At 67.4% G+C, this 16,174-nt stretch carries 17 protein-coding genes and 1 pseudogene; 10 read left to right on the top strand and 8 right to left on the bottom strand.

Annotated elements, in window-relative coordinates:
* Positions 1-40 precede the first annotated feature (40 nt).
* Positions 41-451, top strand: coding sequence for a cold-shock protein (locus AC5Y5O_RS12685; RefSeq protein WP_085221888.1), 411 nt, complete (start codon positions 41-43; stop codon positions 449-451).
* Between the two features lie 37 nt (positions 452-488).
* Positions 489-1,493 carry a glutathione S-transferase family protein gene (locus AC5Y5O_RS12680; RefSeq protein ID WP_500025513.1) on the top strand — a complete coding sequence of 335 codons (1,005 nt, stop codon included), beginning with the start codon at positions 489-491 and terminating at the stop codon, positions 1,491-1,493.
* Here the strand turns inward: AC5Y5O_RS12680 and AC5Y5O_RS12675 are convergent.
* Complete coding sequence (locus AC5Y5O_RS12675; protein WP_500025510.1) at positions 1,490-1,990, bottom strand: DUF2771 domain-containing protein; 501 nt, start codon at positions 1,988-1,990, stop codon at positions 1,490-1,492. The two genes, AC5Y5O_RS12680 and AC5Y5O_RS12675, sit on opposite strands and share 4 nt — an antisense overlap.
* Positions 1,987-3,582: an MFS transporter gene (locus AC5Y5O_RS12670; protein ID WP_096289995.1), complete on the bottom strand. Its 1,596-nt coding sequence runs from the start codon at positions 3,580-3,582 to the stop codon at positions 1,987-1,989. Before AC5Y5O_RS12670 ends, AC5Y5O_RS12675 begins: the two co-directional genes overlap by 4 nt.
* A 209-nt stretch (positions 3,583-3,791) precedes the next feature.
* Between AC5Y5O_RS12670 and AC5Y5O_RS12665 the strand changes: the two are divergent.
* Positions 3,792-4,568: pseudogene (locus AC5Y5O_RS12665) on the top strand (DUF3027 domain-containing protein); the annotation flags it as partial.
* A gap of 239 nt (positions 4,569-4,807) precedes the next feature.
* On the opposite strand, the gene AC5Y5O_RS12660 reads toward AC5Y5O_RS12665, so the two are convergent.
* Positions 4,808-5,263 carry an SRPBCC family protein gene (locus AC5Y5O_RS12660; RefSeq protein ID WP_096289993.1) on the bottom strand — a complete coding sequence of 152 codons (456 nt, stop codon included), beginning with the start codon at positions 5,261-5,263 and terminating at the stop codon, positions 4,808-4,810.
* Between the two features lie 19 nt (positions 5,264-5,282).
* Complete coding sequence (locus AC5Y5O_RS12655; RefSeq protein ID WP_096289992.1) at positions 5,283-5,558, bottom strand: DUF2530 domain-containing protein; 276 nt, start codon at positions 5,556-5,558, stop codon at positions 5,283-5,285.
* Positions 5,559-5,689: 131 nt separating this feature from the next.
* Between AC5Y5O_RS12655 and AC5Y5O_RS12650 the strand changes: the two genes are divergently transcribed.
* The 3 genes from AC5Y5O_RS12650 to AC5Y5O_RS12640 are packed head-to-tail and all read left to right on the top strand — an operon-like array spanning position 5,690 to position 7,282.
* Positions 5,690-6,121 (top strand): Rv0880 family HTH-type transcriptional regulator, encoded by a 432-nt coding sequence (locus AC5Y5O_RS12650; RefSeq protein ID WP_096289991.1) that lies wholly within the window; start codon positions 5,690-5,692, stop codon positions 6,119-6,121.
* Positions 6,118-6,936, top strand: a complete 819-nt coding sequence (locus tag AC5Y5O_RS12645; RefSeq protein ID WP_096289990.1) for a TrmH family RNA methyltransferase — start codon at positions 6,118-6,120, stop codon at positions 6,934-6,936. Before AC5Y5O_RS12650 ends, AC5Y5O_RS12645 begins: the two co-directional genes overlap by 4 nt.
* Before the next feature lie 58 nt (positions 6,937-6,994).
* A complete protein-coding gene (locus AC5Y5O_RS12640; protein WP_096289989.1) occupies positions 6,995-7,282 on the top strand; it encodes a DUF2537 domain-containing protein in 288 nt (95 codons plus the stop codon).
* On the opposite strand, the gene sepH is transcribed toward AC5Y5O_RS12640, so the two are convergent.
* Together sepH and serC are read right to left on the bottom strand one after the other, a co-directional pair.
* Positions 7,283-8,038: a septation protein SepH gene (gene sepH, locus AC5Y5O_RS12635; RefSeq protein WP_096289988.1), complete on the bottom strand. Its 756-nt coding sequence runs from the start codon at positions 8,036-8,038 to the stop codon at positions 7,283-7,285.
* Positions 8,039-8,179: 141 nt separating this feature from the next.
* Positions 8,180-9,304, bottom strand: a complete 1,125-nt coding sequence (gene serC / locus AC5Y5O_RS12630) for a phosphoserine transaminase (protein ID WP_423790937.1) — start codon at positions 9,302-9,304, stop codon at positions 8,180-8,182.
* A 226-nt stretch (positions 9,305-9,530) separates the two neighbouring features.
* Here serC and AC5Y5O_RS12625 point away from each other — a divergent pair, with 226 nt between their 5' ends.
* Together AC5Y5O_RS12625 and AC5Y5O_RS12620 are read left to right on the top strand one after the other, a co-directional pair.
* Positions 9,531-10,556: an AurF N-oxygenase family protein gene (locus tag AC5Y5O_RS12625; RefSeq protein WP_096289987.1), complete on the top strand. Its 1,026-nt coding sequence runs from the start codon at positions 9,531-9,533 to the stop codon at positions 10,554-10,556.
* Positions 10,557-10,572: 16 nt separating this feature from the next.
* The gene (locus AC5Y5O_RS12620) at positions 10,573-12,255 is read left to right on the top strand and encodes an FAD-dependent oxidoreductase (RefSeq protein ID WP_096289986.1); all 1,683 of its coding nucleotides are present in this window, start codon (positions 10,573-10,575) and stop codon (positions 12,253-12,255) included.
* Here AC5Y5O_RS12620 and AC5Y5O_RS12615 read toward each other — a convergent pair.
* Both AC5Y5O_RS12615 and AC5Y5O_RS12610 read right to left on the bottom strand, forming a co-directional pair.
* Entirely contained in the window at positions 12,252-12,701 is a 450-nt protein-coding gene (locus tag AC5Y5O_RS12615) for a VOC family protein (RefSeq protein WP_096289985.1), read from the bottom strand. The genes AC5Y5O_RS12620 and AC5Y5O_RS12615 overlap by 4 nt on opposite strands.
* 126 nt (positions 12,702-12,827) lie before the next feature.
* Positions 12,828-13,949: a citrate synthase 2 gene (locus AC5Y5O_RS12610; RefSeq protein ID WP_096289984.1), complete on the bottom strand. Its 1,122-nt coding sequence runs from the start codon at positions 13,947-13,949 to the stop codon at positions 12,828-12,830.
* Positions 13,950-14,020: 71 nt separating this feature from the next.
* On the opposite strand from AC5Y5O_RS12610, the gene pdxH reads away from it, so the two are divergent.
* Positions 14,021-14,692, top strand: coding sequence for a pyridoxamine 5'-phosphate oxidase (pdxH, locus tag AC5Y5O_RS12605; protein ID WP_165796475.1), 672 nt, complete (start codon positions 14,021-14,023; stop codon positions 14,690-14,692).
* Between the two features lie 182 nt (positions 14,693-14,874).
* Entirely contained in the window at positions 14,875-16,167 is a 1,293-nt protein-coding gene (locus AC5Y5O_RS12600) for a citrate synthase (RefSeq protein ID WP_096289983.1), read from the top strand.
* Positions 16,168-16,174 lie beyond the last annotated feature (7 nt).

Genomic DNA, 16,174 nt, shown 5'->3' with positions numbered 1-16,174 from the left:
CCATTCCTAGACATTTCCTTCAGACAAGCAGGTGAGACCAGTGCCGACCGGCAAGGTTAAGTGGTACGACGCCGAGAAGGGGTTCGGCTTCCTATCGCAGGAAGACGGCGAGGACGTCTATGTCCGTTCGTCGGCGTTGCCCGAGGGCGTCGAGGGGCTGAAGACGGGGCAGAAGGTGGAATTCGGGTTGGCTTCCGGCCGGCGCGGACCGCAGGCGCTGAGTCTCAAGCTGATCGACCCACCGCCCACCCTTGCCAAGACGCGGCGCGAGGCACCCGCTGTCGATCACAAGCACAGTCCCGACGAGCTGCACGGCATGGTCGAGGACATGATCACCCTGCTGGAGGGCACCGTGCAACCCGAGCTGCGCAAGGGGCGCTACCCCGACCGCAAGGTGGCACGCCGCGTCTCCGAGGTGGTCAAGGCCGTGGCCCGGGAGCTCGACGCCTAGCACCGCCGGTTCTCCTCTGGAGTAGCAGAATGACGACATGGCCAGCTATGTCGCCGGTGCCGGGGAATTCACCCGCGACACCAACTACATCAGCACCCGCATCACCGCCGACGGACGCGACGGCTATCCGGTCGAGCCCGGCCGATATCGGCTGATCGTCGCCCGCGCCTGCCCATGGGCGAACCGCGCGATCATCGTGCGGCGACTCCTGGGTCTGGAAGATGTTCTCTCCATTGGGTTTTGCGGCCCCACGCACGACCAGCGCAGTTGGACCTTCGACCTCGACCCGGGCGGTATCGACCCGGTGCTGGAGATTCCGCGGCTACAGGACGCCTACTTCAAACGCTTCCCCGATTACCCCAAGGGCATCACCGTCCCGGCGATCGTCGACGTCCCGACCGGTGCCGTCGTCACCAACGACTTCGCGCAGATGACGCTGGATCTGTCCACCGAGTGGACCGCGTTGCACCGCGACGGTGCGCCTGAGCTGTATCCCGAGCGGCTACGCGCCGAGATCGATGAGGTCAACAAGAGGATCTATACCGAGATCAACAACGGGGTATACCGCTGCGGTTTCGCCGGCTCGCAGGATGCCTACGACGCCGCCTACGACCGGTTGTTCGCCGCGCTGGATTGGGTGAGCGATCGCCTCACCGATCAGCGATACCTGGTGGGCGACACCATCACCGAGGCCGACGTGCGACTGTTCACCACGCTGGCCCGCTTCGACCCGGTGTATCACGGGCACTTCAAATGCAACCGAAGCAAACTGAGCGAGATGCCGGTGTTGTGGGCCTACGCGCGGGACCTGTTTCAGACGCCGGGCTTCGGCGACACCATCGACTTCGTGCAGATCAAACAGCACTACTACATCGTGCATGCCGACATCAATCCGACCCGCATCGTGCCCAAGGGGCCGGAACTGGCGAGCTGGCTCACCGCGCACGGCCGGGAGGCCTTGGGCGGCAAGCCTTTCGGTGACGGAACGCCGCCGGGGCCGCCGGTCGACGGCGAGCGAGTGCAGGCCGGCCACGGCGCCTAGGCGCGGCCTGAAGAAACCAGCCGTACCGACCATTCCGCATGCGGGGCCTCGTGCAGTTCACCCGCCTGGTCGACCACCAAGGTCAGCAACTGCACGACGATTCCGGTCAGCCGCCCGCGTTGTGGGTCGTCCGATGGGATCGTCACGGCCAGCCGGGTGCCGGGCCGGAACATGGTGGTCGACGTGTTCGCGGGGTTTTCATACACCTGGAGCAGCCGCCACGGTGCGCGCGAAATCGCCTCGGGGACCGAGAGTTGGACCGGATAGCGGCCGGTGACCCGCAGCTCGCCCTGAGCTTGTGGTTGCTGGCAGTCATCAAGGTTGAGCACATTGCAGTACATGTAGGGCCCCACCCGGATCGAGTGCCCGTGCGAGTACGCGCTGATCTCCGGTCGCTGCGGGCCCGAGTCGCGCAGCAGCCACCAGGTGCCGACTCCAGCGCCGGCGGCCAGCAGCACGACCACGACCGCAAGGGCAACGGCCGCACCACGTTTCACTTCGGGACCGCCGCGGTCATGCCGCTGTCGCGGGGCATGCCTTCCTGCTCGACCATCACCGGCCGGTTACCGCCGAGGCCCGGGATCAACGAGTTGCCGCGGAAGCTGACGATGGTTTGCGCCAGACCCAGAATCAATATCGCACTGATGGCCGTGAAGCCTACCCACAGCTCGGTGTAGACCATCACCCCCACCGCGCCGCCCAGCACCCAGGCCAGCTGCAGCGTCGACTCCGAGCGCCCGAACCCCGACGCCCGGCTTTCTTCGGGCAGGTCGTCTTGCAGGGATGCGTCCAGCGACGCCTTGCCGATGGCGGCGGCGGCGGACGTGATCAGGGTGGCGATCGCGGCCGCCATCAGGCTGCCGGCCAGTGCGGCGGCCAATGCGACCGCGCACACCGCCACGGTGCAGCGCACCACCAGCACGGCGGGCCGGCCAAGTTTCAGCCGTGCGCTGGTGAAGTTGCCGGCGAAGTTTCCGAGCCCGGCCGCCGCGCCGATGATGCCCAGCATCGCGAGCTGCTCCCAGCCGTTGGCTTCGTGCGACTTCGCGACGAACGCGGGATACAGAAACAGGAACCCGACCATTACCTTGATCGTGCAATTCCCCCACAGCGAGGTAATGATGTTGCGGCCCAACGGCTGTCGCAGTGCCCCGCTGACTTCCTTATGCCAGCTGCGGCGCAGTGGCTCGCTGTCCTGGCGATAACTCAGGGTGGCCGGAACTTCACCCTCGGTCACCTCGACCCATCGTGGTATTCGCATCGACAGGAAGGCGCCCGCCACCGTCACCGCCACCACGACGAACAATGCTCCCGGCAGCTTGAGCAGGTTCGCGCCGGCGTACTCGACGCCGCCTGCGATCGCGCCGCCGACGATGGTGCCACCGAGCAGACCGAACATCGTCAGGCGCGCGTTCACGCGCACCAGGTCGATGGTCGGCGGCATCACCCGGGGCGTCACCGCGCTGCGCAACACACTGAACGACTTGGAGAAGACCATCATCCCCAGCGCACACGGATAGAGCACCCACGATGGGAAACTGCCGCTGGCGCCGTCGTAGTTCATGATCAGCAGCACCGCCAGCGCGGTACGCAGCCCGAAAGACAACGCCAGCGCGACGCGCCGGCCGTGCTGCAAGCGATCCAGCGCGGGCCCGATCAGCGGCGCGATCACCGCGAACGGCGCGATCGTAATCAACAGATACAGCGCGACTTTCGATTTGCTCTCGCCGCTGGCGGCGGCGAAGAACAACGTGTTCGCCAGCGCGACGGCCATCGCGGAGTCCGCCGCGGAGTTCGCGACCACCGGCCACGTCAGCGCGGTAAGGCCCGACTTGTCGGCGCCATCGGCGGTGGCCGCCCGTTGCACCATCCAATACATCCGGGAGCCCATCTCGCGGCTGCGCAGGGCGGCGGCGCGGGTGACAGTGATCCGTTCACGTTCACCCGAGGATTCGCGACGCGGGGGCGCGGCGTCGCGGTTCGGTTCTTTCTGCCGGCCCAGCGGGGGCAGGTAGCGGTTGGCACTGGGTGGCGCAGGTGGGCGGCGCGTGCGTCGATAGTCCGCGTCGTCGGTGGGGTAGTTGGCCATGCCGGGGTGCTGATTAGTCGATCCAGTGCGGGTCCGGCGGCCCGGGTTGGAGGGCCCACGGCCCGGATCGTCACGCCGCCGTCCAGACACAAATCAATTCTGTCCTATACCGGGGGGCAACCGGGCGTGGCTCGCCAACTTAGACCGAGGGGCAACCGGGTGCGGCTCGCCAACCTACTATTGGAGACGCGATGCATGGAGAAGACAGCGTGACCGGACCCATCGAGGAATCCGCCGTGGCAACCGTGGCCGACTGGCCGGCAGAGTTGACGGCGGTGCTCACGCGTGCGGTCGACCAGGCCAGGGCGGCCGTCGAGGAGTTCAGCGGACCCGACGCGGTCGGGGATTATCTGGGCGTCAGCTTCGAAGACCCGAACGCCGCCACGCACCGGTTCCTGGCTCACCTGCCCGGTTACACCGGTTGGCAGTGGGCCGCCGTCGTCGCTGCCTACCCCGGCGCCGACCAGGCCACGATCAGCGAGGTCGTGCTGGTCCCCGGGCCGACGTCGCTGCTGGCGCCCAATTGGGTGCCCTGGGACCAGCGGGTGCGCCAGGGGGATCTGAGCCCCGGCGATCTGCTGCCGCCGGCGGCGAACGACGAGCGGCTGGTTCCCGGCTTCATGTCCAGTGGTGACCCGCAGGTCGACGAGACCGCCGCCGAAGTCGGGCTGGGCCGGCGTTGGGTGATGAGTCTGTGGGGCCGGGCCGACGCCGCCGAGCGCTGGCACACCGGTGACTACGGCCCCGACGCGGCGATGGCGCGGTCCACCAAACGGGTGTGCCGCGACTGCGGCTTCTTCCTGCCGCTGGCGGGATCGCTGGGCGCGATGTTCGGCGTCTGCGGCAACGAGCTGTCCGCGGACGGGCACATCGTCGACAAGCAGTACGGCTGCGGCGCACATTCCGACACACCGCCACCGGCGGGCAGCGGTTCGCCGGCGTACGAGCCCTACGACGACGGTGTCCTTGACATCATGGCGCCTCCGCCGGCCCCGCCCGAGGCGCCGGCCGTGGTGTCCGAGCCGCCCGACGAATCGCCCGAGGCCGTGGCCGAAACGCCGGAGTCGCCGGACGAACCGGCCGAGGCCGTGACCGAAACGCCGGAGGCCGTGACCGAAACGCCGGAGGCCGTGGCGGAAACGGCCGAATCGTCGGATTCGCCGCAGGCCTCCGGGACAGCCGAGTCACCGGATGCCGCTTCGGAATCCGCGACGGATTCACTCGACTAGCTTTTCTCGGCCGCGGCCTTGATTCTCGCCAGCGAGGCGTTCATACCCTCGACCAATTCGCGTTCGAAGTTCGCTGTCCCGCCCAGGAACGCGTTGATCGACAGGCTCGCGTACGCACTGAGGCCGTTTTCGGCATGCCGACTTTCGACGACCCGGGTGCCGTCGCCGTTGGGCTCGAGTTCATAGCTCCAGATCGTCCGGTTTGTGTCGACCCGGAAAGCCAGCTTCTGCTCCGGAATGACCTCGACGACCGTGGCCGTGGTGGGCCAGAGCAGGCCCAGGCGCCGGTTGAGGTTCAGCGTGCGGGTGCCCGGACGCAGTGGTCCGAACGCCTTCATCCAGCGACACTGCGGACTCCACTCCGGCATGCGGCGGAAGTCGGAGATCAAGGCCCAGACTTTCGCGGCCGGCGCGTCGATGTCGATCTGCGCCTGCAGTAGCGGGGCTACCATCGCTTCCTCCCGGCTGAAGCTATTTAGGGTCGAGAAAGGTTTCCAGGCCTGTCTGGGCGCCTCGCTCGCCACGACGGGCCCCGGCGAGCTGCAGTAAGAAGATGGTCGTACCCACCGCGCCGGTTCCCAGCCCGGCCAGCGCCACCGGACGCCAACTCTCGAGCGAGGGAACGAGAAACGCGGCGGCCACGGCGATCAGCCAGCCCACGGCGCCGATCGTGATGAACGGCCACACTCGCAGCAGCCCGGATGGCAGCGGTGGCGGCTCGGGACTCCGGCCAGGTTCGGCGCTCATCGCGATCAATCTAACCCCGCAGCGGGGGCCACCGCGGCGTGGGCGTCGCTGTCTGTCCCAGCGAATGCGCGATAGGCGACCGTTCGACGTTTCTCAGCCCGAACTCTCGGGTTCCGATGTAACCTCGCGCCATGCCTGACAGCGATGCGCGGCTGGCGGCCGACCTGTCGTTGGCGGTTATGCGGTTGGCGCGCCAACTGCGGTTCCGGAATCCGTCCTCTCCGGTGTCGCTTTCTCAGCTGTCGGCATTGACGACCCTGGCCAACGAGGGTGCGATGACGCCCGGCGCCTTGGCGATTCGCGAACGCGTCCGGCCCCCGTCGATGACCCGGGTGATCGCGTCGCTCGCCGACGAGGGCTTCGTGGACCGCACGCCGCACCCCGTCGACGGCCGGCAGGTTCTGGTCTCGGTCTCCGAGTCCGGCGCCGAATTGGTCAAGGCCGCCCGACGCGCCCGCCAGGAGTGGCTGGCCGAGCAACTGGCGACGATGGACAGCGGCAAACGCGCCACCCTTCGCGAGGCGGCCGACTTGATGTTGGCGCTCGTCGACGAAAGCCCGTGAGCCCGCGCCTGGATGTCCAGGACGTCAACGATCCCGACGACCCACGGCTCGACGATTTCCGCGACCTCAACAGCATCGACCGCCGCCCGGACCTGCCGACCGGCAAAGGGCTGGTGATCGCCGAGGGAGTGCTGGTCGTGCAGCGCATGCTGGCGTCGCGGTTCACCCCGCACGCACTGCTCGGCACTGGGCGCCGGCTCGACGAACTCAAAGGCGACCTGCCCGGAGTCGGTGCGCCGTATTACCGCACGTCCGCGGAGGTCATGGCCCAGGTGGTCGGCTTCCACCTCAACCGCGGTGTGCTGGCCGCCGCGCGACGGGTGCCCGAGCCGAGCGTTGCGCAACTCGTCGAGGGCGCGCGGACGATCGCCGTGCTCGAAGGGGTCAACGACCACGAGAACCTGGGCTCGATCTTCCGCAACGCAGCGGGGCTGGGGGTGGACGCGGTGATGTTCGGCAGCGGCTGCGCCGACCCGCTCTACCGTCGCGCCGTGCGGGTGTCGATGGGACATGCGCTGCTGGTGCCGTATGCGCGCTCGGCGAATTGGCCCGGCGATCTCGGGATGCTCAAGGAACAGGGATTCCGGCTGCTGGCGATGACCCCCGACGCCGGGGCGTGCTCGCTGGCCGAGGCGATGGCGGCCGCACGCGATGACCGGATCGCGGTGCTGGTCGGCGCCGAGGGCCCGGGCCTGACCCCGGCCACGCTGCGGATCAGTGACGTGCGGGTGCGCATCCCGATGTCGCGCGGTACCGACTCGCTCAACGTCGCGACCGCCGCGGCGTTGGCGTTCTACGAGCGGGTCGCCCGGTGACGATGCGGGCCGCGACGCGGCCGGAGGAGGAACCGGGCAATCAGGTTAGGCTCGGCGCGTGAGCGACAAACTCGGCCCGCCCGCCCAGTCTGTGCCCTGGGCAACGGGTTTGACGGTCGCGGGTTTTGTCGCCGCGGTGACCGGTGCCGCGATCGTGGTGCTCAGTCTCGGGCTGGTCCGGGTGCATCCCCTGTTGGCCGTCGGGCTCAACGTGGTGGCTGCCGGAGGCCTGGCGCCGACGCTGTGGGGGTGGCGGCGCACCCCGGTGCTGCGCTGGTTTGTGCTGGGCGCGGGAGTGGGCGTGACGATCGCGTGGCTGGCGCTCCTCGCGCTCACGCTGTCGTAGCTAGCGCTGTCCGCCCGAGCGCACGCCGAGCAACACGTCTTCCCACGCCGGAATGACCGGCTTGCCGCGGCGGCTGTGCACCGGCGGATCCGGGGTGGGAGCGGGTGCCACCGGCTCCGGTTCTTCGAATTCGACATGGGCCACCCGGGCCAGCGGGCGCAGCGGACGCTCGAAGTCCGGGTCGATCAGCTCACTGGCCGCGTCGTCGACCGCGGTGACGGTGCCGCCGTGGGCGCCCGGAACGAAGAAGAAATGCGCAAGGTTGTCGGAGCGACCGACCTTCCAGGCCAGCTGCACGGTCCAGCGGTTGTCCTCGTTGCGCCAGGCGTCCCAACTGAGTCCGCTGGGGTCCAAGCCACGGGTGACCATCGCGGCGCTGACGGTCTCCAGCAGGGTCATCACCGCGGGGCCATCGGCCAGCATCGGATGCGCGGCGGTTGCCAGCTCGGCGGCGCGGTAGCGCTCCAGCAACACCGGGTGGGCGAACCGGCGAACCCGCGAGAGGTCAGAGCCCGATGCCGCGGCCACCTGCTCGACCGAGGCGCCTGCGCGGATCTTGGCCTGAATCTCCTTGGGGCTCAGCATGTTGGTGACTTCCATGTCGAGGTGTGGTTGCTCCGGCGGCGTCACTTCGCCACGCAGCAGGTCACGCAGTCGATCGTCGGCCGCCAGCTTGAATCGCTCTTCCGGGCCATCGCCCTCGCAGATGACGTATTTGCTGTCGGCGTCCAGCCCGACCATTTTGAGTTCCCGCATGGCTTCTCCTCGCAGGCTTTGTGCAGGTCAGCTTCAATTTCTCCGGACCCGTCACTGTGCCGCACTCTAGTCCAGCTAACGCCCACAACCTGTGCTGACACGCTGGGCGGTTTGCGCGCCGATGGCCGGAGGGCCCGATGGCTAAAGCCGCTCGACGACCCAGTCGACGCACTGCGTCAGCGCGCTGACGTCATCGGGGTCGACCGCGGGGAACATCGCGATCCTCAACTGGTTGCGGCCGAGCTTGCGGTACGGCTCGGTGTCGACGATCCCGTTCGCCCGCAATATCTTGGCGACCGCCGCGGCGTCGACGTCGTCGACGAAGTCGATCGTGCCCACCACCTGGGAGCGCAGCGCCGGGTCGCTGACGAAAGGCGTGGTGTACGGCCGCTCCTGCGCCCACGAGTACAGCCGCTGCGACGAGTCCGCCGTGCGCTTGACCGCCCAGTCCAGTCCGCCGTTGCCCAGCAGCCAGTCGAGCTGCTCGGCCATCAGCGCGAGCGTGCCGATCGCCGGGGTGTTGTACGTCTGGTCCTTCAAGCTGTTCTCGATCGCGATCGGCAGCGACAGGAAGTCGGGGACCCAGCGACCGGTCCCGGCGATGGCCTCGACCCGGGCCAGCGCGGCGGGGCTCATGATCGCCAGCCACAGTCCGCCGTCACTGGCGAAATTCTTCTGCGGCGAGAAGTAATAAGCATCGGTGTCGGTGATGTCGACCGGCAGGCCGCCGGCCCCGGACGTCGCATCGATCGCGACGAGTGCGTCGCCCGATCCGGCCGGACGCTTGATCGGGACCGCGACCCCGGTCGACGTCTCGTTGTGCGCCCACGCGATCAGGTCAACCGACGGGTCGGTTTGCGGCTCGGGTGCACTTCCGGCGTCGGCCTTGATGACGATCGGATCCCCGACGAACGGGTTCTTGGCGACGCAGGACGCGAATTTCGAGCTGAACTCGCCGTAGGTCAGGTGCAGCGAGCGCTTGTCGATCAGCCCGAACGCGGCCGAATCCCAGAACGCGGTCGCGCCCCCGTTGCCCAAGATGACCTCGTACCCGTCGGGTACGGAAAACAGCTCCGACACCCCTTTGCGCACCCGGCCCACCAAATTCTTGACCGGCGCCTGCCGGTGCGAGGTGCCGAACAGCGCGGCTGCGGTGGTGGTCAGCGCCTGCAATTGTTCGGGTCGGACCTTGGAGGGGCCGCAGCCGAAGCGGCCGTCGCGGGGTTTGAGGTCAGCGGGGATCTGGAGCTGGTCAGCCATGCTCATCAGGGTAGTGAGCCGACCCGGGACGGTGCTGGGGCGGGCTGTTTGTTCTGTTCCGCCGACGGCTACACATCGAGGATAGCGCCGCTGAGTGTGAGCCATACCACACGAAGTCGGTGACCACCGGTCAGGCAACAGTGGCCGTCCGGGCTCTAGAAAGTTCCCGGTACCTGCGGTACTGTTTGGACACAGTACGGCCGAATGTAAACCTCGCTGGGGAGGCTTGGGTATGGCTAGAACGCGAACGGTCCGGCGTTGGCGCAAGAGGATGGAAGTGCGCGACGACGCTGACTACGTCAAGATGCTCGCCACACTGTCTGAGGGGTCGGTGCGGCGGAACTTCAACCCGTACACCGACATCGACTGGGAGTCGCCCGAATTCGCCGTCACCGAGAACGATCCGCGGTGGATCCTGCCGGCGACCGACCCGCTGGGTCGCCATCCCTGGTATCAGGCCCAATCGCAAGAGCGCCAGATCAAGATCGGCATGTGGCGTCAGGCGAATGTGGCCAAGGTGGGTCTGCACTTCGAGTCGATCCTGATCCGTGGCCTGATGAACTACACGTTCTGGGTGCCGAACGGGTCTCCCGAATACCGGTACTGCTTGCACGAATCGGTTGAAGAATGCAACCACACGATGATGTTCCAGGAGATGGTCAACCGCATCGGTGCCGACGTCCCGGGCATGCCGCGCACGCTGAAATGGCTCTCGCCGTTGGTTCCGTTGGTGGCGGGGCCGCTGCCGGTGGCGTTCTTCATCGGTGTGCTGGCCGGTGAGGAGCCCATCGATCACACGCAGAAAAACGTTCTGCGTGAAGGCAAGTCGCTGCATCCGATCATGGAACGGGTGATGGCGATTCACGTGGCCGAGGAAGCGCGGCACATTTCGTTCGCGCACGAATTCCTGCGTAAGCGGCTGCCGGAGTTGACCAAGAGGCAACGATTCTGGACGGCGCTGTACCTGCCGCTGACCATGAAGATATTGTGCCGGGCAATCGTGGTGCCGCCCAAAGCTTTCTGGCGCGAGTTCGACATCCCGCGCGAGGTCAAGAAGGAACTGTTCTTCCGGTCGCCGGAATCGCGTAAGTGGCTGTCCGACATGTTCGGCGATGTGCGCATGCTGGCCTACGACACCGGCCTGATGGAGAATCGGTCCGCGCGGCTGATGTGGCGGATCTGCAAGATCAACGGCAAGCCGTCGCGCTACCGCAGCGAGCCGCAGCGCCAGCACCTGGCCGCTGTGCCGGCCGCATAGCACTGCGAGTTCGTCTATGCCGCACGTTATTACCCAGTCGTGCTGTAACGACGGGTCCTGCGTCTTCGCCTGTCCGGTGAATTGCATCCACCCGTCGCCGGACGAGCCAGACTTCGCGACGACCGAGATGCTCTACATCGATCCGGTCGCCTGTGTGGACTGCGGGGCATGCGTGAGCGCCTGCCCGGTGGGCGCTATCGCGCCCGACAGTCGGCTGGAGGACAAGCAGCTGCCGTTCGTCGAGATCAACGCGTCGTTCTACCCGGAGCGACCCTCCGACGTGAAGCTGCCGCCGACATCGAAGCTGGCGCCGGTGATCCCGGCCGCACAGGTGCACGCCCGTCGCCGGCCGTTGACCGTGGCGATCGTCGGGTCCGGTCCCGCGGCGATGTACGCCGCCGACGAGCTGCTCACCCAGCGCGGCGTGCGGGTCAACGTCTTCGAAAAGCTGCCCACGCCTTACGGTTTGGTGCGCGCCGGGGTCGCCCCCGATCACCAGACCACCAAGAAGGTCACCCGGCTCTTCGACCGGGTCTGCAGCCATCGCCACTTCCGGTTCTATCTCAACGTCGAGGTCGGCAAGCACCTGAGTCACGCCGAGTTGCTGGCGCACCACCACGCCGTGCTCTACGCGGTCGGTGCGCCTGACGACCGGCGGCTCGACATCGACGGCATGGGCCTGCCCGGCACCGCAACCGCCACCGAGCTGGTCGCGTGGATCAACGGTCATCCCGACTTCGTTGATCTGCCAGTCGATTTGAGTCATGAACGCGTGGTGATTGTCGGCAACGGCAACGTCGCGCTCGACGTCGCCCGCGTGCTTACGACCGACCCGGACGAGTTGGCCCGGACCGACATCTGCGACCGTGCACTCGAAGCGCTTCGCCACTCGGCGGTCCGCGAGGTGGTCATCGCCGCCCGGCGCGGGCCTGCCCACTCGGCGTTCACCCTGCCCGAATTGATCGGGCTCACCGGCACATCCGACGTGGTGCTCGATGCCGGCGACCACGAGCTGGTGGCGCGCGACCTCGCCACCGCCTCGGACCGGTTGACCCGAAACAAGCTCGAGAACTTGAGCAAGCTCGGCGACGCGTCAGAGCCCGGGCCCCGCCCGCGTATCCGGCTGGCCTATCAGCTCACGCCCTCGCGCGTCCTGGGTGAGCGGCGCGCCACCGGGGTGGAGTTCTCGATCACCGGCACCGAAGACACGCACCGGATCGATGCGGGTCTGGTGCTGACGTCGATTGGCTACCGCGGCAAGCCGATTCCCGGTCTACCGTTCGACGAGTCGACGGCGGTTGTTCCGAACGACGGCGGTCGTGTGGTTGATCCCGAGTCCGGCCAGTCGGTGACCGGGGCCTACGTGGCCGGGTGGATCAAGCGCGGCCCGACCGGTTTCATCGGCACCAACAAGTCGTGCTCGTTGCAGACCGTCCAAGCGCTGGTCGCCGATTACAACGCCGGCGCGCTGACGGACCCGGTGACCAGAGCCGACGGGCTGCAGCGACTGGTGCGCGCCCGCCAGCCCGACATCGTCGACTCCGCGGGATGGGCCGCAATCGATGCCGCCGAGGTCGCCCGTGGCATTGACGACGGCCGCCCACGCAACAAATTCACCGACGTCGCCGACATGCTGGCTGCCGCGGCGACCGCGCCACCGGCGCCGAAACGCCGGCTGTTGGCGCGGCTGCTCGGCTAGCTGCTCGACATCGCCGCCTGGATCTCGTCGGGACTGACCTCGCGCACCGGCTGACCCAATGACCAGCGGTGGCCGAACGGGTCCTCGACCACGCCGTACCGGTCGCCCCAGAACATGTCCTCGAGCGGGACCACCACCGTCGCGCCCGCGTCGACCGCCCGCTGGAACTTGGCGTCGACGTCGGTGACGGTCAGGTGGATCGTCACCGGCGTTCCGCCCAGCGACTTCGGTGTCATCGACTTGCCGCCGCAGGTCTCCGGGAAGTCGTCGTTGAGCATCACGGTGAAGCCGTTGATGCGGACCGCAGCGTTGACGATCTTGCCGTCGGGACGCGGCACGCGTCCCAGCTCTTCAGCGCCAAAAGCCTTGACGTAGAAGTCGATCGCGGCGGCAGAATCGCTAACGACCAGGTGGGGGATTACTGCGGGTTCGATGGTGATGGGCATTGCGATCTCCTTGCTGTCGTGTCGCGCGCCGGCCCCGGCTGGGGACTGGCTCACGGTTATTGACTGCGCCCGCGACACAAACTCATCGCGGCGAGACCATTCAAACGCCGGGCACCGACAAGTGGGTTAAGCGTGGCTGAGAACCCGGTCCCAGCCCTCGACGGATTCCGGGCTGCGCGGGCCCGGCCCCACATAGATGGCCGATGGGCGCACCAGCTTGCCGAGCCGCTTCTGCTCGAGAATGTGCGCGCACCAGCCCGCGGTGCGCCCGCAGGTGAACATCGCCGGCATCATGTTGGCGGGCACCTCGGCGAAGTCCAGGATGACCGCGGCCCAGAACTCGACGTTGGTCTCGATCGCCCGGTCCGGACGCCGCTCGCGCAGCTCGGCCAGGGCGGCCTGCTCCAGCGCGACGGCGACCTCGTGGCGCGGCGCTTTGAGTCGCTCGGCGGTGGCACGCAGTACTCGCGCCCGCGGGTCTTCCGCGCGGTAGACGCGGTGCCCGAATCCCATCAGCTTGTCCCCGCTGTCCAGGATCTTCTTGACCAGGCCACGCGCGTCACCGGTGCGCTCGACCTCTTCGATCATCGGCAGCACCCGCGCCGGCGCGCCGCCGTGCAGCGGACCGCTCATCGCCCCGATCGCCCCCGACAACGCCGCGGCGACGTCGGCGCCGGTGGACGCGATCACCCGCGCGGTGAACGTCGAGGCGTTCATGCCGTGCTCGGCGGCCGAGACCCAGTAGGCGTCGATGGCCTCGACGTGCCGCGGGTCGGGCTCACCCTGCCAGCGGGTCATGAAACGTGCTGTGACAGTTGGGCATTCATCGATCACCCGCTGCGGCACGGCCGGCTGGTAGATTCCGCGCGCGGACTGCGCGACATAGGACAGCGCCATCACCGACGCCCGGGCCAGCTGGTCGCGGGCGACGCCTTCGTCGGTGTCGAGCAGCGGCTGGTAGCCCCAGATCGGCGCCAGCATCGCCAGGCCCGCCTGGACGTCGACGCGCACGTCGCCGGTGTGGATCGGCAACGGGAACGGCTCGGCGGGCGGCAAACCGTGGCCGAACCTACCGTCGACCAGAAGAGCCCAGACATCGCCGAATGTCACCTGCTGATCCACCAGATCCTGGATGTCGACGCCGCGGTAGCGCAGGGCGCCGCCGTCTTTATCAGGCTCGGCGATCTCGGTGGTGAAGGCGACGACGCCCTCGAGACCGGGGACAAAATTTTCCGGGACCACAGACATAGGAAAATTCTTGCACCTTGGCTTTTTGCCGACGCTACCGGCCGGTAGCTAACGCCGGTAGCGTTGGTCCGATGGCCGGACCAGACCCCTTGACTGACCAAGAGCACCTGCAGCGGATGCGCGTGGAGTACGGGTCGGCGGAGCGCGACGGCAGCTCCGATCTCGACGCTTCCTGGCTCGACGACGGCTGGCTTGCGTTATTGCGGAAGTGGATTGAAGACGCCGAACGTTTCGGGGTCGCCGAGCCCAACGCGATGGTGCTGGCGACGGTCTCCGACGGCACGCCGACAAGCCGCACGGTGCTGTGCAAGAGCGTCGATGAGACCGGTATCACCTTCTTCACCAACTACGACTCCGCCAAGGGCCTCGAGCTGGCCGAGACGCCGTATGCGTCGGCGACCTTTCCCTGGTATCTGCTGGGGCGCCAGGTTCACGTCCGCGGCGCGGTGACCAAGGTCGACCCGCAGGACACCGCGGACTACTGGTCCAAGCGGCCGCGCGGCTCACAGCTGGGTGCGTGGGCGTCGCACCAGTCGCAGCCGATCGCATCCCGGGCGGCGCTGCTCGATCAGCTCACCGACGTGACCGCTCGCTTCGCTGATTCCGAGAGCGTTCCGGTGCCGCCGAACTGGGGTGGGTACCTGATCGCGCCCGAGACGGTGGAGTTCTGGCAGGGCCGGGAAAACCGGTTGCATAACCGCATTCGGGTCGCCGGCGGTCGCGTCGAACGCCTGCAGCCCTGATCACATACGGCGCGCGGCTGTGAGGCCTAACACCGCACGATAAGGCGCGGTTCACCTCGAGGAAAGCCGCGAGGTCAGGAGAGCAGACCCCGGGCAGGCGCATCGCCGCGAGAACGACTACCTTCAGCTGTACGCACCTAGCCAAGGCGCAGCCATACCAGCCAGAGCGCAAAGGGGTTCTCGTGGCCGAAACCGACGACACCGCAACTCTGAAGTACCCAGGCGGTGAGATCGACCTGCAGATCGTCAAAGCCACCGAAGGCGCCGACGGTATTGCTCTTGGCCCGCTGTTGTCCAAGACCGGCTACACGACGTTCGACAACGGCTTCGTCAACACGTCCGCGTGCAAGAGCTCGATCACCTACATCGACGGCGACGCCGGCATCCTGCGTTACCGCGGTTACCCGATCGATCAGCTCGCGGAGAAGTCGACCTTCCTCGAGGTCTCGTACTTGCTGATCTACGGCGAGCTGCCCACCACCGACCAACTGGCCGACTTCACCAAGCGGATCCAGCTTCACACGATGCTGCACGAGGACCTCAAGCGGTTCTTCGACGGCTTCCCGCGCAACGCACACCCGATGCCGGTGCTGTCCAGCGCCGTCAACGCGCTCTCGGCGTACTACCCCGATTCGCTCGACCCGATGGACACCGAGGACGTCGAGCTGTCCACAATCCGGTTGCTGGCCAAGCTGCCGACGATCGCCGCCTACGCCTACAAGAAGTCGGTCGGACAGCCGTTCCTCTACCCGGACAACTCGATGTCGCTGGTGGAGAACTTCCTGCGGATGACGTTCGGGCTGCCCGCCGAGCCCTACCACGCCGACCCCGAGGTGGTCCGGGCGCTGGACATGCTGCTGATCCTGCACGCCGACCACGAGCAGAACTGCTCGACGTCGACGGTTCGGCTGGTGGGCTCATCGCAGGCCAACCTGTTCACCTCGATCTCCGGGGGCATCAACGCGCTGTGGGGGCCGCTGCACGGCGGCGCCAACCAGGCCGTGCTGGAGATGCTCGAACAGATCCGCCAGAGCGGGGACGACGTCGGCGAGTTCGTCCGCAAGGTGAAGAACCGCGAAGAGGGCGTCAAGCTGATGGGTTTTGGCCACCGGGTCTACAAGAATTACGACCCGCGTGCCCGGATCGTCAAGGAGCAGGCCGACAAGATCCTGGCCAAGCTCGGCGGCGACCCGCTGCTGGACATCGCCAAGCAGCTCGAAGAGGCCGCGCTGACCGACGACTACTTCATCGAGCGCAAGCTGTACCCGAACGTCGACTTCTACACGGGGCTGATTTACCGGGCGCTCGGCTTCCCGGTCCGGATGTTCACCGTGCTGTTCGCGCTGGGCCGGTTGCCCGGCTGGATCGCGCACTGGCGTGAGATGCACGACGAGGGTGACAGCAAGATCGGCCGTCCGCGCCAGATCTACACCGGCTACACCGAGCGCGACTACGCCCCGATCGACGGGCGCTAGGCGCGCT

This window comes from Mycobacterium sp. NGS40 (assembly GCF_059812735.1).
The sequence above is the reverse complement of the archived record's forward strand: the minus strand, read 5'-3'. Positions and strand labels throughout refer to the sequence as shown.